The organism is Micromonospora sp. NBC_01638 (genome assembly GCF_045209745.1).
Lineage (GTDB): Bacteria > Actinomycetota > Actinomycetes > Mycobacteriales > Micromonosporaceae > Micromonospora.
The window spans coordinates 6,363,822-6,384,227 of the sequence record NZ_CP109273.1 but is presented as its reverse complement, the minus strand read 5'-3'; the positions used below and the strand labels follow the sequence as shown (position 1 = coordinate 6,384,227).

Sequence of the window (20,406 nt, the reverse complement as noted above, 5' to 3'; positions counted from 1 at the left end):
GCGGATGGCACCTGCCCTGTCACAGGCCGCGAAGCCCGACGAGGATCGCTTCGAGCAGATCCTCGGTCGGCAGCTCCGACAGCACCGGCGGGTCGTGCGTCTCGATCAGCCCGGCCGTGTGCAGGTCACCGAGCAGCACCCGGACGGTCCCCAGCGGAAGGTCCAACTCGGCGCCGACCTCAGCCACCGACACTGGATGGTGGCACAGCTCGACGATCCGCGCCTGTTCGGGGAAGAGCGGTGTGGACGGCGTGACCGCCCGCCGAGCGACGACCAGTGAGATCAGGTCGAACTGGCCGCGCGCGGGTGCGGTGCGCCCGCCGGTCATCGTGTAGGGCCTGGCCACCGGGCCCGCGTCGTCGTCGTACCACGCCTCGTCAGCGGTGCCTGTGGTGTGCACCTGTGTCCCCGATCGTCGCCGAGGAGGCCGGTCCCAAACTGATCGGCAGGTGCCGCTCGGCCTGCCCCACGAAGAGCGCCACCTCGTACGCCATGTCGCCGACCTCGACGTCGTCGCCGGCGATCCGTACGGTGAGGATGGTCCCGTTCGGGATGGTGGCGATGAACAGGAACGTTCGCGACATTTGCACCACGACCTGGCGCAGACCACCTCCCTCGCAGGTCCGGGTGGCCGCCAGCCCCAACGCGATCAGACCGGCGACCACGCCGGCGATCTGCTCGGCGAGCTTCGCCTCCACCTGCCGGGAACCGCCGAGGGGCAGCCCGTCCGGAGAGAGCACCACGGCGAACTCCGCGCCGTGCACTCGGTCGACCAGGCTGTCCAGGGCATCGGTCAGGCCGTTGTCGGTGACCACTGCAGACGTCATGGGTGTCTCCTCGCTACTCTCGCGACCGGCATCTCGACCGTGTCGAGGGCGGTCCTGCCGTGTTCGGGGCCTGTCGGCCCGGTGTGGCGGACCCGCGTCGGCAGCTCGCCGTCGCCGCTCGGGTCGGGCAGGTGGGCGCCGTTGCGGGCCGGCGGGTACGGGGTGCCGGGTGGTGCGGTGACCGGTCCACGGTCGGTGTCGCGCACCGTGACGAGCCGGGCCGGGAGGAGCACGATCGCAGCCGTCCCACCGCGCTGGCTGGGACGCAGCGAGACGTGCGCGCCGCAACGGCCGGCCAGCACGGCGGCGGCGTACAAACCCGCGGGGCCGGTGGGCGGGCCGTCCGGGGGTGGGTTGCCGAGCAGGTGGTTCGCCTCGGCCAACGCGGACGCGTCCAGGCCAGGCCCGTCGTCGATGACCAGGACGGCGCAACCCTGCGGTCGGTGCTCGCTGGTGACCCGGACGGTGGTGTCCGCGGCGGAGAAGGCCAGGGCGTTCTCGATCAGCTCCGACAGCAGGTGGATGACGTCCGTGACGGCGGGGCCCGCGAGCGACCACGGCCAGTGCGGCGCGATCAGGACCCGGTGGTAGTCCGGCACCTCGGCGACCGCACCGCGTGCGACGTCGAGCAGTGGCACCGGCCGCCGCCAGCGGCGGGCGGGCGCCGCGCCGGCGAGGGCGATCAGTTTCTCCACGTTGCGTCGGATCCGGGTGGTGAGGTGGTCGAGCTGGAACAGCTCGCTGGTCTCCTCGGCGGACCGCTCCCGGCGTTGCATCCCGTCCAGCAGGCTGAGCTGATCGCGCAGCAGGACCTGGTTGCGTCGGGTGAGCCGCAGGAACAGCTGCTGGTTGGCACCGTCCGGCGTCGGCGGGGCATCCCGGATCAGGACCGGGGTGTCGACGTCCGGCCTGGTCAGCTCGTCGATCAGACGCCGGACGGTGCCCGCCCAGCTCAACAGCAGCACGAGCACGACGATGAGGCCGAGCCCCACCACGGTGCCCGTACGCGCGGCGATCCCGGCGGCACTCGGCGTGGCCCGCTCGGCGCTGCTGCGGGCGGTGGTCGTCACCAGCGTCTGCAGCGCGTCGAGGGCAGTGTCCGCCGCGGCCCGCCAGGACTGGATGGTGATGCCAGTCAGGGCGTTGGCCGTGTCGGCCCGGAGCAGCCTGTCCTCCAACGCGAGCAGGCCCGCGAACTCGGGGCCCACCGCGAGTCGCTGGTGCTCGCCCTGGCCGTCGACGGGCAGCCCGGCTGCCGCCTCGGTGCGCGCGTACCGCTGGTTGCTGACGATTTCGGTCAGTCGACGCCGCTCGTCGACACCGAGTCGTCCACCGGTCAGGGCCGCGCTGACCAGGGTGTCCTCCCGGGCAAGCAACTCCCGGGCGCGGGCAAGCGCGATCACCGCACGGGTGTCGACGGCCAACGCGCTCTCGTACGCGCCCCACTCCGGGCCGTACACCCGGAAGGCGACGTCGATGACCTGGTCGTACCCGTCGACGGCTTTTGCCTGGTCGAGTCGCCCGGTGTCCACCTGCGACCTGATCGTGGCCAGGCCGTTGAGCCGCCGGACCAGTTCGCCGGACCGGTCGCGAACCTCGCGAGCGCTGAACAGCCGCAGGTCGTGACCCTCGGTGAACTCGCGGACCTCGGCGGCGGCCCGGTCGGTGCTCTCGCGTATCCCGACCAGCGGAGCCGCCGTCGACGCGGCCCCGGCGATCGTCTCGGTGGTGAGCCGGCGTTCGGCCTGCAGGCTGAGGATCAGGCGGTCGATGGGCTGGCCCAGGGTGTCCGCCAGGGCCCGTACGCGCAACAGGTCGACGGCGTCCTGGCTGGTCACGTAGGCCGCGTACGACCAGAGCGTGATCAGGACGGCGGCCAGCACGACCAGCCTGGCCCGGATCAGCCGGACCTCGTTGCGCGTCACGTTCCGCTCCGTTCGGCGCGGCGTCGTCCGCGTCGTGCCTGCCTCATCGGGTCGCCCGCTGTGGCCACGGCTGCCCGGCCGTGTCGCTGGCCCGGTCGGCGAGGATGGTGCGCAGCAGGGCCAGCAACTCCGCGCGGTTGGCGCAGTTCAGCCGATTGCGCATCCGCGCCACGTGATGTTCGACGGTCTTCGCCGAGATGAAGAGCCGGTCCCCGATCTCCCGATAGGTCAACCCGGCCAACACCAGCTCGGCAACCTCGTACTCGCGGTCGCTGAGCCCCTGCTGGGTGGGGCCGGTGACCCGGGCTGTGCTCGTACCGGTCGTCGGTGTCTGCCCGCCGTGGGACGGCCGCCCCTGCAATGCCCGCGCGCACTCCAGCAGGCTGGTCATCGCCCGCCGATCCGCGGTACGGATCGCGGCCTGGCCGGCGAGGCGGGCGCCGTCCCAGCACAACCCGGTGTCGTGCAGCCCTCGGGCAGCGGCCTCCACCCGGGCCGGGTCGACGACACCCCGGAGCACCTCCACCCAGCTCTGGGCGGCTGCGGCGACCACGGCGGCGTACCGGCTGTGGCCCGCGGCGGTGAGTAGCGCGGCGACATGTTCGTCGGCGACCGCCGGCTCGCCGGTCAGGATCGCGGCGTGCAGCCCACTCCAGTGCAGCGGCACACTCCACAGTGGTGGTTTGTCGAGTCGGCCGAGCAGCGCACGTCCCTCCCGCAGGTACGGTTCGAGTCGGGCCAGGTCACCCAGCCGTGCGCCGGCGATGGCCAGCTCACCCAGCGGCAGCAGCGTGAACAGGTCGACGGGGTGGCGAACCACCGCCTCCAGCGCCTGCCCCCAGCCACCCTTGAGCGCCCCGAGGTCGCTGTTGCGCCGGGCGATGCCCATTCGGATCGCGGCGGCGAAGAGCAGGTCGCGTGACTCCAACTGCCGTCCGTCGAGCGTCACCGTGGCGAGGCGTTCGGTCGCGGCGTGCGTCTCGCCCCGAACCATCAGGATCCAGGCCTGCAACAGCCGGTGGCGGCGCGCCATCAGCGGGCCGCCGACACCGGCACCCAGGGCCCGGTGCAGGACCCGCTCGGCGATCTCCAGCTCACCGCAGTGCACCGCGGTCAACGCGGCGAGCGCCGCCGGGCTGTCCGGTAGGAGCGCCGCCCGCCCGTCCGGCTCCAGCAGCGCGGCGGCCTGCACGAGCGCGGAGAGCGCGGCGGTCGGCGGACCGGACACGCTCTCGCGTACCCCGTCGGCCATGCGGCGGGCGGCGCTGGCGTGCAAGGTTGGTGGTTCGCCCGCCGGTTCGCCCGTCGGCGGCCCGGCGGTGGCGCTCAGGTCGCCGGTGGCGAGCCTGCCGACGATGGCGAACGCCACCGCCGAGGCGGTGCCCGCCCACCGGTACAGCTCCACGCTGCGACCGATGTGACCACGGTGTGCCAGGGCGGTCGCGGCCACCACTGCCGCCTCGGAGCGGTCGGGTGGAGCGGCCGTGGCCAGCAGGCGGTCCGCCAGCCGCAGGGCGTCGTCGAGGTGGCCGGCGAGCGCGGCGGCGAGCGCCTGTTGGGCGCCGGCTGGCTGTCCGGCCGCCGTGGCCGCCGCGAACAGGTCGGCGGCGAGCGCCGGCTCGTCGGCCAGAGCCTCACCCGCCGCGGCTGCCAGGGTCGAGGCCGGGCAGTCGCCGAGCGCGCCGACCGCGAGCAGGGAACGAACCAGCGGCAGCACCGCACCGCCCCGCGCGAGCTGCAACTCGGTGAGCCGGCGCCAGACCGCGGTCCGGTCGGTGGTGGGGCTGAGCGTCGTGACGGCCCGCCGTACGATCGGCGCGAGCCGGCCGTCGGCGCCGAGCAGCCCGGCCGCCCTCGTCGTGGCGATCAGTTCGTCCACCGCCGCTGGCTCCCGGCCCAGGATTGTGCCGAGCGTGCTCACCGACAGCGGCCCGCCCGCCGCGACGGCGAGCAACAGTCGTCGTACGGCTTCGGGCTGCACGTCCAGGTCCGGCCCGAGTTCGAGGACGACGGATCGGGGTGGTGTGACCACCGCGCCGGTCCCGGTCTCCGCGCCGGCCAGGCCGCGAGCCAGCCGTTCGACGTCCCGGGGTACGCCGGAGGTCTGTGCGTGGACGAACTCCACCAGGTCGTCGCGGCGGCCCAGCTCGGGCGTGGCGGCGAGGTAGGCGGCGGTCTGCTCCCGGGTGAACGGCGTGAGCAGCACGGCCTGCCCGTCGCGCCGTAGCGTGTCGACCAGCTCGCTGAGCGCCGCGGACCGGGGCCACGGGCGGTGGGCGACCACCAGCCGGTGCCGACGAGTGGCGACCAGACGCAGCAACACCCCGATCCGTGTGTCGTCGAGCAGGTGCGCGTCGTCGACCAGCAGCACCGTGTCGGGGTCGACCGGTTCGCCCGGCTCCGGGGCGGCCGTGCGGACGGTGATCCCGGCCCGCTGGTGGACCCGGGCCAGCTCCGCGAGCAGTGCGGTCTTTCCGTGACCGCCGGGGCCGGCGATGCCGACGGTGAGTGGGCCGGTCGGATCCTGTGCGACCGCGTCCAGCAGGGCCTGTGGCCCCTTGTCCAGCGTCAGCCCGGATTCGGCGATGTCATTCATGATCATTAAGGTCATCCTTCGCGTCCCCGGCTGCGGGCCAACGCCAGGCGGGACGGCTTCGGCAGTTCCAGTGGGAGGACCCGGACCGGGGGCCGCGGTGGCGGATCGCCCGGGACGGTGGTGTCGTGGTGGGTGCGGCGGGGTGCCGGGAGGGTGGCCCGCCCGGCGCCACTGAGCGGTCCCGGATCGCGAACCGGTGCCGGGTGGCGAGGGCGCGGCGACACCACCTGGCAGGCGGCCATCGCCGCCCCGGTGGCGGCGGTCAGTTGGGAATCCGGTTCCACCTCGACGGGGATCGGGAGGGCCGCGCTGATCAGTTCGGTGACGAGTGGAATGCGGGTGGAGCCGCCCGCCAGCAGGACGCCGTCAAGCTGTGCCGGCGTCAGGTTGGCGCTCTGCACGGCCCGGAGCAGGAGGTTGACGGTGGCCTGCACCGTCGGGCGGATCATCTCCTCGAACTGCGCCCGGGTCACTGGTATCCGTGCCGGGCCGCCCGGTAGGGCCAGCACCACGTCGGCCGTCAGATCGACGGTCAGCACCCGCTTGACCCGGTCACACTCCGCGCGCAGCCCGCGCAGCGCGGCCTGGGCACCGCGGCGTGCGGTGGCGGCCAACTCCCGGGCCAGCACGGTACGCGTATGCCCGGCCAGCGCCTCGTCGAAGTCTGCCCCGCCGATCGAGTCGAGCCCCTGGGGCGTGCCGAACGTCTCGTACGTGCCGCGCGGGGTGCGACGCACCAGGGCCGCCTCGAAGCTGTTGCCCCCCAGGGCGTAGACGACGGCCGTGGTGCCCGCGAACCCGCGGGCCGCGTGGCTCTCGGCAACCGTGACCGTGCGGGGCAGCAACGCCACGTGGCGTAGCCCGAAGTCCGACAGTGCCCGATGCAGCACCTCCCGCCGGTAGGGGCGCCAACCCGCCGGATGGCTGAGCACGATGGCCTCGGCCGGGCCGCCCTCCAGGGCGTGGACCCGCTCCACCACCCACGCCGCCAGTTCCGCGGTCAGCGTCTGCGGCGCGCATGCCTCGCCGCCGAGCAGCAGGGGCACGTCATCGCCGATCCGGTGGACGAAGTCCCGCGTGGTGCGGCTGCCGTCGTCGGTCACGGGCTCGCCGACGTGCAGCGAGCCGTCTTCCGACAGGCAGAGCACCGACGGCACGAGAGCAGAGTCGACGTGCAGCCCGACGGCCTCGGGGCGGGTCCAGGTCGTGCCGTTTCGCCGAGCGACCGCGGCGGCCGTGTTGGTGCTTCCGATGTCTATCCCCAGGACGTACGGCATCGTCTCTTCTCTCCCCGTGAGGTGGCCGGTCGGTGGCGATGGCGTCGGTGCTGCCCGACGACCCACCCCCGGCGGACCCCGCGGGCTCCTACGTTCGTACCAGAGATCAGTCCCTGGTCGGGACCCTAATCTCGCCGGGACGGTTTCCCCCTCTCCCCCTAACGTACGAGGTGGCGGAGCCCCTAGTTCAACCGACCCGGATGCGGGCTGAGCCCCGATGTCCGCAACTGAGCCCCGGCAATAGCGTCACTGTCGACGTACGACACTCGCCGACGCCACATCCGAGGAGAACCGGCACATGGACTCGCACCAGACCCTCCACGACTTCGTGCTCGACCTGCTCACGAACCCTGACGCGCGGTCGGCCTTCGACCTCGACCCCGAGGGTGCGCTGCGGGCCGCGGGTCTCACCGACATCACCGCGGCGGACGTGCAGGACGTCGTACCGTTGGTCGTCGACTACGCGCCGGGGCAGGGCCTCGCGCCGTTGGCTCCGCCCGTCGGGCAGCTCGGGTTTGACCCGCTGGTGACCGACGCCACCGACGTGGTGGGCCAACTGCAGAGCGTGGCGCAGCAGATCAGCGTCACCAGCTCTCCCACCGGCGTGGACGTGAAGGCCGGCGTGCTCGGCGCCATCGCGATCGACCCGTCAACCGCCGCCGCCGGGATCACCGTGCTGCCGGGGATCGGTCTGGGCGTCGGGCCGTACGGTCTCGACACCGACCTGGCCGGTGTCTCCGACGTGGCGCACACCCTCGACGCCGACGTGGTGCAGCCGGTGGACGCGATCGCGGACCCGGTGCTCGGGGACGCCACCGGGGTGGTCGGCGACCCGACCGGCCTGCTCGGCGTATCCGACCCGGGTCTGCTCGGTGGCGACCTGACCGGCGGTGTCCTCTCCGGGACCCACGGTCAGATCAACGGCATCGTCGGTTCCCTCGGTGTCGACGACACCCTTGGCGGGTTGGGCCTGGGGCACGGCGGTGGCGTTGTCGGGAGCGTCGTCGCGCCGCTCGACGTGCCGTCCGCAGTGGGCGGTGTGACGCACCAGGTGGACGGTCTGCGCCCCGGTGTCTCCGGCACGGTCGGTGAGGTGACCGGCGGAGTCACCGACGGTGTGCTGGGCGACTCGCACGCCTCGTCTGACCACGGACTGCTGGGTATCACCGGCGGTCTGCTCTGACGGGGATCTCCGGGAGGAACGGGGGGCCGGATCGTCTCGGGCGATCCGGCCCTCTCCGGTTCGACATCCGGTCCCTCTTGATAATTGAGCCGAAATCCGCACACTTGGTGCGGTGATGGCCGGGATCTGGTTGGACGTGCTGGACGAGATCTCCCGCACGTGCAATGCACACGCTCGTGGTGACCTGCTTCAGACGGTGCGGCAGAAGCGTGCCCAACTGCTGGATCCGACGCTTCGCGTCCTGGTCATCGGTGAGCCGAACCAGGGCAAGAGCCAGCTGATCAACGCGATCATCAACGCGCCGGCCTGCCCGGTCGGCGACGTCCGCACGACGGTCCTACCGACCGTGGTGCAGCACGCCGATACCCCGTCCGCCACGGTGGCGCAGGCTCCGCCACCGGCCCCGGGCCGTCCCGCCGGCACTGCCGCCCCGGTGTCGGTCGAGCGGACCCCGGTGGCGCTCAACCAGGTCGCGGCGGGCGTGGCCGGCATGGTCGGGCGCCGGTCGGGCGGCGGCCCCGCGTACGTCGAGATCGGGGTGCCCCGCGCCCTGCTCGGCGCCGGGCTGGTGCTGGTGGACACTCCCGGTACCGACGAGGTCGCCGGTATCGGCGGCGCCGCCTCGGTCGCTGCTCCCGCCCGTGCGGACACCGTGCTGCTGGTCTCCGACTCCACCCGGGAACTGTCGGTTGCCGAGCTGAACATGCTGCTGCACGTCATGCGCTCGCACCCGAACGTGGTCGTGGTGCAGAGCAAGACCGATCTGGTGGCGGACTGGCGTGCGGTCGCCGAGCGTAACCGGCAACACCTGGCCGAGGCCGGCGTCCCAGCGACGCTGATCCCGGTCTCGGCGGCGCTGCGACTGCGCGCCGCCGCGGCCGACGACCGTGGCCTCAACGCCGAGTCCGGCTTTCCCGTGCTGATCGCCCGACTGCAGCGTGACCTGGCCGGTAAGGCCGACCATCTGGCCCGGGCGTCGGTGCAGACGGTGGCCCGGACGGTGGTGGAGCAGTTGGCCGCGCCGCTGCGCGCCGAGCTGGCGACCGAGGAGGCCGAGGAGCAGTCCGGGCCGATCTCCCGGCTGCACGCGGCGCAGCGGGAGGTCGACGAGCTGCGCCGATGCTCCACCCGGTGGCAGCACACGCTCAGCGACGAGATCGCCGACCTGCTCTCCGACATCGAATACGACCTTCGCGACCGGACGCGACAGATCCTGCGCACGGTGGACGAGGCGTTCGACACCGCCGATCCGTTGGTCGCCTGGGACACCTTTCAGGACTGGCTGGACAGGAGCCTCGTGGAGGCGGCGGAGGCCAACCACGAGTGGCTCATCCAGCGCTGCGACTGGATCGCCCGCCGGGTGGCCGCCAACTTCAACCGGTACGGCTACGACGTGCTGCCGCCCTGGTCGATGACGATGCCGGACGACATCGGCGAGCGGCTGCCGGAGCTGCAACGGCCGACGATCGACCGGTTCACGACGGGCCAGAAGCTGTTCACCGGCATGAAGGGCTCGTACGGGGGCATGCTGATGTTTGGTCTGGCGACCACGCTGGCCGGGATGCCGATGATCAACCCGGTTTCGGTAGGCATCGGGGCGCTCTTCGGCGGCAAGAGCATCCGCGACGAGAGCCGGCAGTTGCTCCGTCGCCGCCAGGCGACCGTCAAGACGGCCATCCAGCGGCATGTCGACGACTTCTTCGTCCGAATGATCCGGGACTGTCGGGACGATGCCCGGCAGGTGCAGCGGATGCTGCGGGACCACTTCACGGGGCTGACCGAGGAACTCCAGGAAGCCATCGTCCAGTCATTTCGGAGCGCGAAGCAGGAGGCCGACGCCGATGCCTCCCTGCGCGAGCAGCGGCAGCGCGAGGTCCGGCTGAAGATGGCCCGGTTGGCCGCGCTCTACGAGCAGGCTCAGCAGTTGACCGACACCCGTTCCGCCCCGCTGCTGTTGGAGCCGCAGGCATGACCGTCGGGCTGCGCCTGGACGAGGCGGCCTGGGGTCTACTGCACCAGGCCATCGACCTCTACCAGGACAATCCCCGGGCGGTCGGGCAGTTGCGGCATCAGGTGGCCCGGTTGGAGCAACCGCTGCGGATCGCGGTTGCCGGCCCTTGGCGATCCGGCAAGTCGACGGTTCTCAACGCGCTGATGGGCGAGGAGGTCGCGCCGGTCGAGAGGGCGGACGGGGTCTTCACCTGGTACGAGGACGGCGCTGCGCCGCGCGCCACCGCCTACCCGGCCGGTCAGCCTCCGCAGGAGCTGACAGTGGTCAAGTCGGCAACCGGGCTGCGGGTGGATCTCGGCTGGGGGGCGGGGGACGTGCGCGACATCGTGGTGCAGTGGCCGACGCGGGCGCTGCGGCAGGTCACGCTGATCGACACCCCGGCGGTCACCGGCATCGGTGCGCAGGGCCGCGTGTCGGTGTTGGAGCGGGTGCTGCGGGACTCCGACGCGGTGTTGTACCTGACCCGCGACGGTCGGGACAGTGATCTGCGGGTGCTGGAGTCCGGCCGGGACAGCGCCGTCGGGCAGACGGCCCCGGTCAATGTGATCATGGTGCTGTCCCGGGCGGATGAGACCGGTGGAGGCCGGATCGACGGCCTGCTCACCGCTCGCCAGCTCGCGCGGCGGCACTACCGCGATCCACGGGTGAGCGCGCTCAGCGTGCACGTGGTGGCGTGCAGTGGGTTGATCGGCCTGGCGGGTAGGATGCTCGGCGAGTCGGACTTCGCCGCGCTCGCGGCCCTGGCCCAGGTGCCCCGCGCCGAGCTGGACGCACATCTGATCTCCGCCGACCGCTTCCTGCGTGGCGAGCTGCCGGTACGGCTGGAAACCGAGGTGCGTGCCGCGCTGCTGGGTCGGTTCGGGGTGTTCGGTGTCCGGCTGGCGGCCACGTTGGTCCGCGGTGGATTCGACAGTCGGGTGAAACTTTCTGCCGAGCTCATCCGGCGCAGTGGTCTCACCGAGCTGCGTGAGTCCGTGCTGCGCTGTTTCGTCGATCGCCGCGACGCGCTCAAGGCCCGGTCCGCGCTGGCCGCGGTGGAGGCGTTGCTGCGCGCCGAGCCCACCCGGGGTTCCGACGAACTGGTCGGCGCGGTCGAGCAGATCCTCGCCGGTGCGCACGAGTTCCGGGAGCTGCGCCTGCTGGTGGCGTTGCGAAACACCCGGCTCGGCTTCGACGCCGAGCTGGCCGCCGAGGCGCAACGGCTGGTCGGGGGCAACGGCGTGGGTCTCGCCGCCCGGCTCGGTGTTGAGCACGAGGCGACCGTGCAGCGGCTCTGGGAGGTCGCCGCCGACGCGCAGTGGCGATGGCGGGACCGGGCCGAGGACCCTCTGCTCCCGCTGGCGCAGCGGCGCGGGGCCCAGGTCGTCGTCCGCAGCTGCGAGGGGATGATCGCCGAGCTGGTCGCGGGCGGTCGCTGAGCGGGAGCCGTGAGCTTCCACGGGGCGGATCGTGGCCCGAAAACAGTGATTCGATCTCACTCTGCACGGTCGCCTCTGACCTGTGGAGATAACGCTCTCACGAATGCTGGGAGAGGGCTTGACGCGCCCGTGACTCAAACGCAACGATGCATTTACATCTATCGTCCAATCACCGCCAGGCGTGATCGGCGCACGCCGTCCTCGTACCACGAAAGGACTACCGTGCGCAGATCCCTGAGATCGTGGCTCGGCGTCACGCTGAGCGCGATCCTCGTGGCGAGCGGCATCGTCGCCATGCCACCCACGGCCAGCGCCGCACCGTTCACCGTGCTGGTCTTCAGCAAGACCGCCGGATTCCGGCACGGGTCCATCACCCCGGGCGTCACCGCCATCCAGCAGCTCGGCGCCGCCAACGGCTTCACCGTCGAGGCCACCGAGGACGCCGCCCAGTTCACCGACGCCAACCTGGGCCGTTTCGCCGCGGTGATCTGGCTGTCCACCACCGGCGACGTGCTCAACGCCGCCCAGCAGGCCGCCTTCGAGCGCTACATCCAGGGCGGCGGCGGGTACGTGGGGGTGCACGCCGCCTCGGACACGGAGTACGACTGGCCCTGGTACGGCGGGCTGGTCGGGGCGTACTTCGCCTCGCACCCGGCCGAGCAGACCGTCACCGTCAAGGTCGCCGACCAGGTGCACCCGTCCACCGCGACGCTGCCGCAGCGGTGGAGCCGGTTCGACGAGCTGTACAACTACCGCATCAATCCCCGGGGCAACGTGCACGTGCTGGCCACGTTGGACGAGAGCACCTACACCGGCGGAAGCATGGGGGCCGACCACCCGATCTCCTGGTGCCAGAACTACTCCGGCGGCCGGGCCTGGTACACCGGCCTCGGCCACACCGACGCGTCGTACACCGAGGCGAACTTCCGTCAGCACCTGCTCGGCGGCATCAGGACCGCGGCCGGCGCGGTCGGCGCCGACTGTGGCCCCACCGTCACCAGCAGCTTCCAGCAGGTGGAGCTGGCCAAGGGCGCGGCCGAGACCGGCGAGCCGATGAGCCTCACCGTCCTGCCGGACCGGGGCGTGCTGCACACCTCCCGCAACGGCGTGATCCGGCACACCGACGCCGCCGGCAACACCAAGGTCGCCGCCACCCTGCCGGTCTACACCGGGGACGAGGAGGGCCTGCAGGGCATCAAGGCCGACCCCAACTTCGCCACCAACCGCTGGGTGTACGCGTACTTCGCGCCACCACTGAGCACCCCCGGTGGTGGTGCCCCGGCCACCGGCACCCCGGCCGACTTCGCCGTCTGGGACGGCGTGAACCGGCTGGCCCGGTTCACGGTCAACGCGGACAACACCATCAACCTGGCCAGCGAGACGCTGATCCTGAACGTGCCCACCAGCCGGGGCATGTGCTGCCACGTCGGCGGTGACATGGACTTCGACGCGGCCGGCAACCTCTACCTGTCCACCGGTGACGACACCAACCCGTTCGACTCGGCCGGCTTCACCCCGATCGACGAGCGGGCCGGACGCAACCCGGCCTTCGACGCGCAGCGCACCGCCGGCAACAGCAACGACCTGCGCGGCAAGGTCCTCCGGATCAAGCCGAGCGCGGCCGGTGGGTACACCATCCCGGCGGGCAACATGTTCGCACCGGGCACCGCGCGGACCCGCCCGGAGGTCTACGCGATGGGCTTCCGCAACCCGTTCCGGATGAGCGTGGACAAGGCCACCGGCATCGTCTACCTCGGTGACTACGGTCCCGACGCGGGCACTGCCGACCCGAATCGGGGGCCGGCGGGAAACGTCGAGTTCGCCCGCATCGACCGGCCCGGCTTCTACGGGTGGCCGTACTGCACCGCCCGCAACGACGCGTACAACGACTACACCTTTCCCTCCGGCCCGTCCGGGCCGAAGTTCAACTGCGCGGGCGGACCGGTCAACAACTCGCCCAACAACACCGGCATCACCCAGCTGCCGCCGGCCATCCCGGCGTGGCTGCCGTACGGCGGCTCCGGCTCGCCGCCGGAGTTCACCGGCGGCGGCCTGTCCCCGATGGGCGGCCCGGTCTACCGGTACGACCCGAGCAACACCTCGCCGGTGGCGTTCCCCGAGTACTACGACGGGACCTACTTCGCCGGTGAGTTCGGTCGCCGTTGGATCAAGAACATCAAGCTCGACCCGGCGGGTCAGCCGCTGAAGATCAACCCGTTCCCGTGGACCGGCACCCAGGTCATGGACATGGAGTTCGGACCGGACGGCGCGCTCTACGTGCTCGACTACGGCACCGGCTGGTTCAACGGCGACGCCAACTCGGCGCTCTACCGCATCGAGTACGCCCGCGAGGGCAGAGCGCCCGTCGCGAAGGTGTCGGCCACCCCGACCAGCGGCACCGCACCCCTGACCGTGGCGTTCTCCTCGGCCGGCACCCTCGACCCGGACGGCGACCCGTTCACCTACGCCTGGGACTTCGACAACAACGGCACCACCGACTCGACCGCGGCGAACCCGAGCTTCACCTACACCACCAACGGCACCCGCAGCCCGACACTGACGGTCCGGGACACCACCGGCAAGACGGCCACCGCGAGCGTGGTCGTCACGGTCGGCAACAGTGCCCCGGTGGTCACCGTGAACACCCCGCTGAACGGGCAGACCTTCAATTTCGGGGACGCGGTGCCATTCACCGTCACCGTCACCGACGCTCAGGACGGTGCGATCAACTGCGCCCGGGTGAAGGTGAACTACGTCCTCGGCCATGACTCGCACGGCCACCAGCTCGGCAGCGTGCAGGGCTGCACCGGGGTCATCCAGACGTCGGCCGACGGCGAGCACGACTCGGCGGCGAACATCTTCGGCATCATCGACGCCGAGTACACCGACCTGGGCGGGGGCGGCCAACCGCCGCTGACCACGCACACCCAGGCGGTGCTCCAACCGCGGGTGCGCCAGGCCGAGCACTTCGGCGACTCGTCCGGCGTCCAGATCGTGGCCGGGGCAGCCGGGCACGGCGGCGCCGCGGTCGGCTACATCGACAACAACGACTGGATCTCGTTCCGCCCCTACAACCTGACCGGCATCCAGTCGTTCAGCGCCCGGGTCGGTGCCCCGGCCGGCGGCGGCGGCACCCTGGAGCTGCGGGTCGATTCACCCACCGGGCCGCTGGTCGGCTCGGCCACCGTCGTGCCCACCGGCGGGTACGCCAACTTCGCCACGGTCACCGGTGGGGTCACCGCCCCGACCGGCACCCGGACCCTGTTCCTGGTCTTCAAGGGCGCCGGTCCGTGGTTCGACATCGACGAGTTCACCCTCTCCACCAGCCCCGGCGGTCCCGGGCCTGGCCCGGACCCGGATCCGGGTGCCAACCTGGCCCGGGGCAAGCCGGCCCGAGCGTCCAGCTTCGAGGGCGCGTTCGTCGCGGCCAACGCGTTCGACGGCGTGGCCGGCACCCGGTGGGGCAGCGCGTTCGGTGACCCACAGTGGATCGACGTGGACCTCGGTGCCACATACTCCATCAACCGGGTCAAGCTGACCTGGGAGGCGGCGTACGGCAGCGGATACCAGATCCAGACCTCGCCGGACGGGGTCAACTTCACCACGATCCGTACGGTGACCGGCGGCGACGGTGGGGTGGACGACCTGGCCGGGCTCAGCGGGTCCGGCCGGTACATCCGGCTGCTCGGCACCACGAGGGGGACCGCCTGGGGCTACTCGCTGTTCGAGTTCGAGGTGTACGGCGGCACCGGGAACCCGACCGGCGGCAACCTGCTGCTGAACAAGCCCACCTTGACGTCGAGCAACGAGGGGGCCGACGTGGCCGGTGCCAAGGCGGTGGACGGCAGCCTCACCACCCGCTGGTCGAGCACGTTTTCCGACCCGCAGTGGATCCGGGTGGATCTCGGCAGCGCCACCGCGATCGGTCGGGTCAAGCTGAGCTGGGAGGCGGCGTACAGCAGCGCGTACCAGATTCAGACCTCGAATGACGGCACCACCTGGACCACCGTGAAGACGGTGACCGGGGCCGACGGCGGGGTGGACGAGCACACCGCGCTCGGCGCCAACGGCCGATACCTGCGGATCAACGGCACCGCCCGGGGCACCGGATACGGGCACTCGCTCTGGGAGGTGGAGGCGTACACCAGCTGAGCCACCACCGCTGACGTGGCCGGCACGGATGTCCGTGCCGGCCACGTCCGTCGCTCAGCTGTCGACCTTCTTGCATATACCGTCTACCGGTATATGCTCCTCGGTATGGCCGAGAGTCCACTTCGGGAACCGACGTTTCTGGTGCTCACCGCGCTGGCTGAGGCACCCAGGCACGGGTACGCCGTCATCGAGGACGTGCTGCGCATCTCTGACAACCGGGTGCGCCTGCGCGCTGGCACCCTCTACGCCGTCCTCGACCGGCTCCGCGTCGACGGCCTCATCGAGGTCGAGCGCGAGGAGGTGGTGCAGTCGCGACTACGCCGCTACTACCGCCTCACCGCCCTGGGGGCGCGTCGGCTCGCCGAGGAGGCGGACCGCCTGCGACACAACGCCGACGCCGCTCGCGTGCGGCTGCGCCGCGGCGGCCTGCTGACCGATGGAGGTATGGCGTGAGCAGCGACGATCTGGAGCGCCGCTACCGGCGGCTGCTGGCGGTCTATCCGTGGGAGCACCGCCGAGCGTACGAGGACGAAATGCTGGCCGTGCTCCTCGCCGGCGCGCGGCCTGGCCAACGGCGACCCGCCGCCGGCGACGTGCGGGATCTGGTCGGCGCCGGGCTGCGGGCACGGCTGCGGGTGGGCGCACGGGGGTTCACCGAGTCGACCTGGGCGGACGCGGCGACGGTGACGGGCCTGCTGGTCGGGCTCGTCCTGCTCGCTCTCGCCGGGAAATCACTGCTCGACCAGCTCATCCGGCATCCGGGTCTGCCGCCGGGGTTCGCGCCGAGCGGCCCAGACCTCGTCGACTGGCTGCGAGTGGCCGGCTGGGCGGGCGTCTGCGCGGCGGTGCTGGTCGGATGGCGCTGGGTGGCCGCCGGTCTGGCCTGGGCTGGCGTGATCGGCTGGGGCGTGCTGGTCGCCCCGCAGGTCGACGGCAATCCGGGGTACGTGGTGGACACCCTGCCGCAGTTCGCCCTCGCCGTGGTGGCGGCCGCCGCGCTGACCGTGCCGGTGCCGCGCCACCGGGTGATCGTGCTGCTGGGCGTACGCCGGTTGCTGGTGTTGCTGCTCGCGCCGGCCGCGATGGTCGCGCTGTTGGTGACGAACCGGGTGACCAGTCCCACGTTCGACCCTGTCGACGGCACGTCCTACCAGGTCTTTTACGGCCTTGAGGCCAGCAGCGAGCTGGTCGTCTGGCTCTACGTCGCTGGTCTGGCGGCCGCCGCGCTGGCCATGCTGGTCGCCCTGGCCACGCTCGACCCCGGGGTACGCCGGCGGATCGTCGTCATGCTCCTGCCGGTGGCGGCACTCGCCCTGGTGATCGACAGCGCCCTCGCCGGTTGGGCCACCTCCACCATGCACATGGGACACGTCATTCCCCTGGTGCCCGCGCAGTGGGCGATGCTGGTGCTCGTCGCACCGGTGACGTTCCTGGCCGGGGCCCTACTCGTCCGTCGTCGAGAGGAGACGCTGCGCATTGTCGCCCTCGGTCGGGCCGCTGACCGCGAGCAGCCGACGCGCTAGTCGTCGGCGACGGCCACCGGCTCCGAGCCGATGCAGCGCACCTTCAACTCGTACTCGCGGGCCGAGCCCTCGAACGTGACCTCGACGTCGTCGTCCGGGCCCCGGTCCACATCGCGGACCCGGTAGCCCTGAGCGGGCGCCCAGGAGACGAGGCGTACGCCACCGGCACTGCACTCGGCCACGGCCGTGCCGCCGCCGGTGGCGAACCCTCGGCGGACCCCGGAGCTGGCACTCGGTGCGGCACCCGTCGTGCCCGGCCCGGGTGAGGCGGTGCCCGTCGTGCCTGGCGCGGGTGAGGCGGTGCCCGTCGTGCCGGTGGGCGCCGGCTCCGGCGAGGCGAGCGCCCGTTCGATCTCGGCCTCGCTGCGCACCCCGCCCGGCGTGCCGGTGATGCTCTCACCCACCAGCCGGATCGCGCCCAACCCGATCAGGGTCGCCACGGCGGCGGTGGCCACCCAGCCGGTGGCGACGAGGATCGAACGACGGTCCATCCCCTGACTATCCCCGATCCATCGTTGTCGTCGGCACATCGGGACGCTAAGGCGTGGTTAACGCGCGCCGCGCTGCCAACCGCAGCGGTTAGCCTGCCAGCTGTGGCCCGCCTGCTGCTCATCGAGGATGACCTGACCATCCGTACCCCGCTGATCCGGGCGTTGCGGGAACGCGGCCACGCGGTGGCCGCTGCCTCGACCGCGATGGCCGGGCTCCGCGACGCCCTGGAGGACCGGCCCGACCTCGTCGTGCTCGACCTGGGCCTGCCCGACCTGGACGGACGCGAGCTGCTGCGGATGCTGCGCGCGGTCAGCTCGGTGCCGGTCATCGTGGCCACCGCGCGCGACGACGAGGCGGAAATCGTACGGGCGCTCGACGCGGGTGCCGACGACTACGTGGTCAAGCCGTTCACCGCGGCGCAGCTCGACGCCCGCGTCCGGGCGGTGTTGCGGCGAGGCCCCGTCGGCGCGGACGCGCAGGACCCGGCGCTCGTCGTCGGCGGGTTACGCGTCGACCCCCGAACCCGACAGGTCACCCTGGACGGGGTTGCGGTCGAGCTGACACCCCGCGAGTTCGACCTGCTGCACCACCTCGCCGGCCGGCCCGGCCAGGTGGTCACCAAACGTGAGCTGCTCACCGAGGTCTGGCAGATCCCGTACGGCGGCGCCGACAAGACTGTCGACGTGCACCTGTCCTGGTTGCGCCGAAAGTTGGGCGAGAGCGCCCAGCAGCCCCGCTTCCTGCACACCGTGCGTGGTGTCGGGGTGCGTCTCGAGGCACCGGCGGCGCAGCCGTGAGGGCCCGGCTCGCGCTGTTGGTCGCCGCGGTCAGCGTGCTCACTCTCATCGCGTTCCTGGTGCCGCTGGCGCTGCTGGTCCGCACCGTCGCCGAGGACCGGGCCACCGTTCGGGCCACCGCCGACGCGCAGGGCCTGGTGCCGGTGGTCGGCACGGCCGACGCGACGACCATCCGGCTCACCGTCGAGCAGCTCGCCGCGGAGTCCGGGCGACCGGTGAGCGTCTTCCTGCCGGACGGGACGGTGCTCGGCACCCAGACACCCCGTACGCCCGCGGTGGCCCTGGCCGCGCGCGGGCAGAGCCTCACCGGGGAGTCGGCGGCCGGCCGGGAGGTGGTGATCGCCGTGCAGGGGCGGGCGGACGGCACCGGGGTGATCCGGATCGTGGTGCCGCAGCACGAGCTGACCGCCGGGGTCACCCGGGCCTGGCTGGTGCTGGCGCTGCTCGGCGTGATCCTCGTGCTGATCGGGCTGCTTGTCGCCGACCGGCTGGCGCGCACCCTGGTCCGGCCGATCAGCGACCTCTCCGACGTCTCGCATCGGCTGGCCAACGCCGAGCTGGACGCCCGGGTCACGCCAGCCGGCCCGGCTGAGCTGCGCGAGGTGGCCGGGGCGCTCAACCATCTCGCCACCCGGATCCAGGTGCTCCTGGTTCAGGAGCGCGAACAGGTCGCCGACCTGTCGCACCGGTTGCGCACGCCGCTGACGGCGTTACGGCTGGAGGCGGAATCGTTGCGTGACCCGGACGACGCCACCCGGATCACCGCTGCCGCCGACGGCCTCGAACGGGCGGTCACCGGGCTGATCCGGCAGGCCCGGTGGCGCCACTCACCGACGGCGGAACCGGCCGGTTCGGACGCGGCGGCGATCGTCGCCGACCGGGTCGCGTTCTGGTCGGTGCTGGCTGAGGACACCGGCCGGGCCGTCACCCTCGACCTGGCTCCCGGCCCGCTCCCGGTCGGCGTGGCCGCCGACGACCTGACGGCGACCGTGGACGCCCTGCTCGGCAACGTCTTCGCGCACACCCCCGACGGGACGCCGTTCGCCGTCCGGCTCGCCCGCGACGCGGGGGAGGTGGTCCTCACGATCGCCGACGAGGGCCCGGGCATGCCGGCGGGCGCGGTCCGGCGCGGCGCCAGCGCGGCCGGGTCGACCGGCCTCGGCCTGGACATCGCCCGGCGTGCCGCGCAGGCCGGCGGCGGTCGCCTGGAGCTGCGGACCGGCCCGGAAGGCGGGGCGCAGGTGTTGCTCCGGCTTGGACCACCGACGTCGCCCCGGGAGGCATAGGCACCACGACCCCGGGTAGCTGCCACCTATGGCGCGGTATACGAAACCCGAGCTCAGAGAGCAGATCAAGGAAGAGATCAAGGCTTCTGACAAGGGCGGCAGGCCGGGGCAGTGGTCGGCGCGCAAGTCACAGCTGGTCACCCAGGAGTACAAGAAGCGCGGAGGGGGATTTCTGGGCGAAAAGGACGAGCGGCAGAAGTCGCTCCAGCGCTGGGGCAACGAGAAGTGGCAGACGAAAGAGGGCGATACTCGTGCGCGCAAGGGCGGCACGACGAGTCGTTATCTGCCCAAGCGGGCTTGGGAGGAAATGTCGGACAGCCAGAAGCGCGCGACCGACACCAAGAAGCGCGAAGCGTCCCGGTCCGGCAAGCAGTACGTCGCCAACACCGGGCCGGCCAAGCGAGCGCGTCGAGATGCCACCACCGCCGGCCGCATGTCGGAGATGTCGGTCGCTGAGGCGGCCAAGCTGGTCCGTGGCCTCGACACGCGGCAGCTCAAGACCGCACTGCGCAACGAGCACGCCGGCAAGGACCGCAAGACGCTCGTCCAGCGGCTGGAGGCGGAACTCGACCGGCGCGGCTGACCCAAACACCACCAGCACGACGCCGGGGCTGGGGCTGGGGCTGGGGGATCGTGCATGGTCGGCTCGTCGGCGTTGCCGGCCGTGACGAGCGCTGCGACCGTCGGGGATGCTGCCGGCCGAGCAGGCTGCACCTCAACTGGCCTGCCGCACACTAGCCAGGCCCTGCCGTCCGCCGCCCCGCCGTCCGCCGCCCTGCCGTCCGCCGCCCTGCCGTCGAATTCGCGGATCTTGGACAGTTTCCGTTAGCCGCTAACGGAAACTGTCCAAGATCCAGACGGAACCGGCGCTGCCGTCACCCCCGCGCGTGGTGTGCGGGGGTTGAAGCACGGGTCGTCG

At 72.1% G+C, this 20,406-nt stretch carries 15 protein-coding genes; 9 read left to right on the top strand and 6 right to left on the bottom strand.

All coding sequences use genetic code 11. The features are described 5' to 3' along the window. Window positions 1–19: 19 nt before the first annotated feature. The 5 genes from OG811_RS29785 to OG811_RS29765 are packed head-to-tail and all read right to left on the bottom strand — an operon-like array spanning window position 20 to window position 6,625. Complete coding sequence (locus tag OG811_RS29785; protein WP_406070484.1) at window positions 20–400, bottom strand: DUF742 domain-containing protein; 381 nt, start codon at window positions 398–400, stop codon at window positions 20–22. Next, window positions 378–827: a roadblock/LC7 domain-containing protein gene (locus OG811_RS29780; RefSeq protein WP_406070482.1), complete on the bottom strand. Its 450-nt coding sequence runs from the start codon at window positions 825–827 to the stop codon at window positions 378–380. Before OG811_RS29780 ends, OG811_RS29785 begins: the two co-directional genes overlap by 23 nt. Further along, on the bottom strand, window positions 824–2,752 hold the full coding sequence (locus OG811_RS29775) for a nitrate- and nitrite sensing domain-containing protein (protein WP_406070481.1): 1,929 nt from the start codon (window positions 2,750–2,752) through the stop codon (window positions 824–826). The genes OG811_RS29780 and OG811_RS29775 overlap by 4 nt, the downstream gene beginning before the upstream one ends. 43 nt (window positions 2,753–2,795) lie before the next feature. Next, window positions 2,796–5,354, bottom strand: coding sequence for a LuxR C-terminal-related transcriptional regulator (locus OG811_RS29770; protein WP_406070479.1), 2,559 nt, complete (start codon window positions 5,352–5,354; stop codon window positions 2,796–2,798). Window positions 5,355–5,359: 5 nt separating this feature from the next. After that, window positions 5,360–6,625: an Hsp70 family protein gene (locus OG811_RS29765; RefSeq protein ID WP_406070478.1), complete on the bottom strand. Its 1,266-nt coding sequence runs from the start codon at window positions 6,623–6,625 to the stop codon at window positions 5,360–5,362. A gap of 298 nt (window positions 6,626–6,923) precedes the next feature. Here OG811_RS29765 and OG811_RS29760 point away from each other — a divergent pair, with 298 nt between their 5' ends. The 6 genes from OG811_RS29760 to OG811_RS29735 all read left to right on the top strand — a co-directional run bounded on the left by OG811_RS29760 (window position 6,924) and on the right by OG811_RS29735 (window position 16,912). Further along, window positions 6,924–7,808 (top strand): IniB N-terminal domain-containing protein, encoded by an 885-nt coding sequence (locus OG811_RS29760; protein ID WP_406070476.1) that lies wholly within the window; start codon window positions 6,924–6,926, stop codon window positions 7,806–7,808. Window positions 7,809–7,923: 115 nt separating this feature from the next. Beyond that, window positions 7,924–9,780: a dynamin family protein gene (locus OG811_RS29755; protein ID WP_406075976.1), complete on the top strand. Its 1,857-nt coding sequence runs from the start codon at window positions 7,924–7,926 to the stop codon at window positions 9,778–9,780. Further along, window positions 9,777–11,237: a GTP-binding protein gene (locus OG811_RS29750; RefSeq protein WP_406070475.1), complete on the top strand. Its 1,461-nt coding sequence runs from the start codon at window positions 9,777–9,779 to the stop codon at window positions 11,235–11,237. Before OG811_RS29755 ends, OG811_RS29750 begins: the two co-directional genes overlap by 4 nt. Before the next feature lie 222 nt (window positions 11,238–11,459). Beyond that, window positions 11,460–15,389 carry a ThuA domain-containing protein gene (locus OG811_RS29745; protein WP_406070474.1) on the top strand — a complete coding sequence of 1,310 codons (3,930 nt, stop codon included), beginning with the start codon at window positions 11,460–11,462 and terminating at the stop codon, window positions 15,387–15,389. Between the two features lie 105 nt (window positions 15,390–15,494). Further along, window positions 15,495–15,842, top strand: a complete 348-nt coding sequence (locus tag OG811_RS29740; RefSeq protein WP_406070472.1) for a PadR family transcriptional regulator — start codon at window positions 15,495–15,497, stop codon at window positions 15,840–15,842. Next, the gene (locus tag OG811_RS29735) at window positions 15,839–16,912 is read left to right on the top strand and encodes a hypothetical protein (RefSeq protein WP_406070471.1); all 1,074 of its coding nucleotides are present in this window, start codon (window positions 15,839–15,841) and stop codon (window positions 16,910–16,912) included. Before OG811_RS29740 ends, OG811_RS29735 begins: the two co-directional genes overlap by 4 nt. Here the strand turns inward: OG811_RS29735 and OG811_RS29730 are convergent. Beyond that, on the bottom strand, window positions 16,909–17,403 hold the full coding sequence (locus OG811_RS29730; RefSeq protein WP_406070470.1) for a septum formation initiator: 495 nt from the start codon (window positions 17,401–17,403) through the stop codon (window positions 16,909–16,911). The two genes, OG811_RS29735 and OG811_RS29730, sit on opposite strands and share 4 nt — an antisense overlap. Before the next feature lie 102 nt (window positions 17,404–17,505). Between OG811_RS29730 and OG811_RS29725 the strand changes: the two genes are divergently transcribed. Genes OG811_RS29725 through OG811_RS29715 form a run of 3 tightly spaced genes read left to right on the top strand, consistent with a single transcriptional unit; the run spans window position 17,506 to window position 20,070 of the window. Further along, entirely contained in the window at window positions 17,506–18,201 is a 696-nt protein-coding gene (locus OG811_RS29725; RefSeq protein WP_406070469.1) for a response regulator transcription factor, read from the top strand. Then, a complete protein-coding gene (locus OG811_RS29720) occupies window positions 18,198–19,487 on the top strand; it encodes an ATP-binding protein (protein WP_406070468.1) in 1,290 nt (429 codons plus the stop codon). The genes OG811_RS29725 and OG811_RS29720 overlap by 4 nt, the downstream gene beginning before the upstream one ends. 28 nt (window positions 19,488–19,515) lie before the next feature. After that, window positions 19,516–20,070 (top strand): DUF5872 domain-containing protein, encoded by a 555-nt coding sequence (locus OG811_RS29715; RefSeq protein WP_406070466.1) that lies wholly within the window; start codon window positions 19,516–19,518, stop codon window positions 20,068–20,070. Window positions 20,071–20,406 lie beyond the last annotated feature (336 nt).